The 3,412-nt window shown below is 34.0% G+C and carries 3 protein-coding genes and 1 tRNA gene; all 4 read left to right on the top strand.

Translation table 11 applies throughout. The annotated features are described in order from the left end of the window. The first annotated feature begins 154 nt into the window (after positions 1-154). The 4 genes from H8909_RS13685 (at position 155) to H8909_RS12730 (ending at position 3,209) form a co-directional block, all read left to right on the top strand. On the top strand, positions 155-439 hold the full coding sequence (locus tag H8909_RS13685; RefSeq protein ID WP_369409845.1) for a SulP family inorganic anion transporter: 285 nt from the start codon (positions 155-157) through the stop codon (positions 437-439). A 608-nt stretch (positions 440-1,047) separates the two neighbouring features. After that, complete coding sequence (locus H8909_RS12740) at positions 1,048-2,316, top strand: galactokinase (protein WP_187013088.1); 1,269 nt, start codon at positions 1,048-1,050, stop codon at positions 2,314-2,316. A gap of 76 nt (positions 2,317-2,392) precedes the next feature. Further along, the gene (locus H8909_RS12735; protein WP_187013087.1) at positions 2,393-3,079 is read left to right on the top strand and encodes a DUF134 domain-containing protein; all 687 of its coding nucleotides are present in this window, start codon (positions 2,393-2,395) and stop codon (positions 3,077-3,079) included. Positions 3,080-3,125: 46 nt separating this feature from the next. Beyond that, a tRNA-Leu gene (locus H8909_RS12730) sits at positions 3,126-3,209 on the top strand. Positions 3,210-3,412 lie beyond the last annotated feature (203 nt).

Below are 3,412 nucleotides of genomic sequence, written 5' to 3'. Positions count from 1 at the left end.
GAAAGTTCTGATTCAAATAGATTTACACTTGTAACTCCAAAGTCTGAAAATGATGTACGATTACAAGCTACACTTGGCAATCAGAACCCCACGGGCTTGCCCGTGGGAGTAGTCAGATTGAGACAGTATTTTTCAGAAAGGAACAGGGGAGTAAGTGTTAAACAATTACATATTAAGATTAAAAAGTGAGTTTAAGGGGTATAACTCACAAAAGTTAGTAAAGGATATACTTGCAGGCTTAACAGTTGCAGCAGTGGCTTTACCACTTGCCTTAGCTTTTGGTGTCAGCAGTGGGGCTGATGCTGGTGCAGGACTTATTACAGCTATTGTGGCAGGTTTATTAATTGGAGGACTATCTAGTGCTTCTTATCAGATTTCAGGTCCTACAGGGGCTATGTCAGCCATTCTGATTGGTTTATCAACTACATATGGTTTATAGGGAGTATTTGTAGCCAGCTTTATTTCTGATGTGATGTTACTTATTGCATCACTATTTAAATTTGGGAAGGTTGTATCTTTTATCCCAAGTAGTGTTATTAAGGTTTTAGAAATGTTGGAAGAAAAGTAGGGAAACCTACTTTTTTTATGTGGGCACCTGTGAATTTATCCATGTATGGATGATAAAGGACATGGTACATTAAAACGTACTAAGAAGAAATCATATGACTGGATGAAGCATATCATTGAAACAAATGGTGCTGCATTAGATGACTAGAATAGTGAATAATCACTATTCTTTTTTTGTATTCGCTTTCATACAATGACAAAGTCACTACAAAATGCTTATAGTCTTCGTGAATAAGTACAGTTATTTAACACCTAAAAATAGGCGTTATAGTATCGCGATTTACATGCATTTTAAAAAGATATGATATATACTAAAGAAAATGAATTATTCACACTTATACACATTATGCACAAAATAGAATAAAGAAATGAACAAAGTATTTATGTAATTTTGATTTAAAATATGCCTTGAAACATTGTAATCAAACAAATACATGATAAAATAGAAATGCAACCGTTTACAAGAAAGGGGGTTACACTATGAAAGCGTCTGAAGTATCCAAAAGACTTTCTAGTGGTGAAATGACTCCTCTATTAAGAGGAATTTACTCAGAAAATATAGATGAGCAGGTATTAAGATATAAAGAAGCTATACAATCGTTTATGGATTATTATGGAGATCAGGATATTATGATATTTAGTGTTCCTGGTAAATGTGAAATAGGTGGGAATCATACCGACCACCAGCATGGACGTGTTCTTGCATCCGCTATTCAATTAGATTCTATTGGTATAGTAGGTAAACAGGATCGTTATGTGAAGGTTATTTATGATGAACTAAATATTAATGAAATAGATACAGAAAATATAAAATATAATGAAGCCAAGAAAGGCACAATGGAATCATTGATCAATGGTGTATTATTTGGTTTAAACCAGAAGAATTATCATATCGGTGGTTTTAATGCTTTTATTCAATGTAATATTCCTAGAAATGTGGGTTTAGGTTCTAGTGCTAATTTTAATATTATGATTGGTACCATTATTAACTATTTATACAATGAAGGAAAAATTGAAAACAAATATCTTATCCAGATTGGGCGTTTTGCGACAAATACATTTTATTGTAAGCCAAGTGGTATGATGAATGAATGTGTCTGCTGTGTGGGTGGATTTATTAAAGTGGATTTTAAGGATTCTAATTCACCTGATATTTATAAGCTGAATACTGATTTCTCAAATTTTGATTATACTTTATGTTGTGTGAATTCTAATGTGTATAGATCAGATACTACTATGGATTATTATGCTGTTCCTAATGAAATGATCAAGGTGGCTAACTTCTTTAAGAAAGATGTCTTAAGAGATGTTTCTTATGATGAGTTCATGCAGAACTACCGTATGGTAAGAGCAAGAGTAGGGGATCGTCCTGCTTTAAGAGCACTTCATTTCTTTAAAGAAGAAGATCGTGTCTTAAAGCAGTCAGAAGCACTTGAAAAGGGAGATTTTGATACTTTCTTAAGATTAGTAAGAGAATCTGGAGATTCTACCTTTAAAGCATTACAGAATATTTATCAACAGGAAAGTACACGTCATCAAAATATTGGTACAGCTATTGTATTAAGCGAAAACTTTTTAGGTGAAAATGGTGTTGTAAAAGTGAATGGTGGTGGATTCTCAGGTACTATGCTTGCCTTTGTGAAAACAAGTGTCATTAATGATTATGCAGCTTATATGGATTCTATATTTGGTAAGGGTTCTTGTTATATTATTCATGCAAGAGAACAAGGCGCAATAAGATTACTCTAAAGCAGTGAAAACTGCTTTTTTTTATAATTCTTTGTGCTATAATATTACCGACATATGTCAGTAACTGGAGGAGCGTATGGCTAGACCAAAGAGATCAAGGACAATTACAGGATTTCCTGAATACAATATGTTTGTACCTGATGGTATCCCTCAAAAAGGCTATATAGAGCTTGAATTAGATGAATTTGAGGTCATCCGTCTTATAGACTATAAGTCCTATACACACGCCAAATGCGCTGATAAGATGAATATATCACGTACTACAGTCACTGAAATATATGCCAGAGCAAGAAAAAAGATAGCACGCAGTATTATGGAAGGCTATCCTTTAAGAATTGAAGGCAATGAATGTATAAAGAAAACAGGGTATCCTGTATTAAAGGTAAAAGGAGAACATATTATGAGAATTGCGGTAACTTATGAAAATGCATCAGTTTTTCCACACTTTGGAAAAACATCACAATTTAAATTATATGATGTAGAAAACAATGAAATCAAAGAATCACAGGTTGTTGGTACAGAAGGATTAGGCCATGGTGCTCTAGCAATCTTATTATCTAATATGAATGTAGATGTATTGATCTGTGGTGGTATTGGTAGAGGTGCTATTATGGCTTTAAGTGGGTCTAATATTAATGTCGTAGGTGGAGTGACAGGTGATTGTGATACTGCAGTAAAAGCTTATTTAGATGGTACACTTGTTCCTGAGTCAGAACCTACTTGTGGATGCAGTCATGATAGCTGTGAATGCCATGATGAATAATATTTGACAAACAAATAAAACGAGAATAAAATCAAAACTGTTGAATGCTCGGATGGTGGAATGGTAGACACGCCAGTTTCAGGTACTGGTGGTTTATGCCGTGTGGGTTCAAGTCCCATTCCGAGCACCAATAGTTGTTAACGTGGGTAACCACGTTTTTTTTTGTGCATTAAAAAAGACTATGAATAATGATATGATGACCTCCCAGTAGACAGTGCAAATAATTAAAAGCACTGTTTGCTGAGGAGGTTTTCTTATGGGAAGAAAAAGTAAGTTTTCAAAAGAACAAAAAATTGAAATATGTAGAAGATACTTAGATGGCAGTGAATCAGT

The organism is Catenibacterium faecis, from assembly GCF_014306455.1.
Lineage (GTDB): Bacteria > Bacillota_I > Bacilli_A > Erysipelotrichales > Coprobacillaceae > Catenibacterium > Catenibacterium mitsuoka_A.
The sequence above is the reverse complement of the archived record's forward strand: the minus strand, read 5'-3'. Positions and strand labels throughout refer to the sequence as shown.

Excerpts from the sequence above, each read along its gene's own strand:
- H8909_RS12740 (WP_187013088.1), top strand. The coding sequence starts at position 1,048 with ATGAAAGCGTCTGAAGTATCCAAAAGACTTTCTAGTGGTGAAATGACT.
- H8909_RS12735 (WP_187013087.1), top strand. The coding sequence starts at position 2,393 with ATGGCTAGACCAAAGAGATCAAGGACAATTACAGGATTTCCTGAATAC.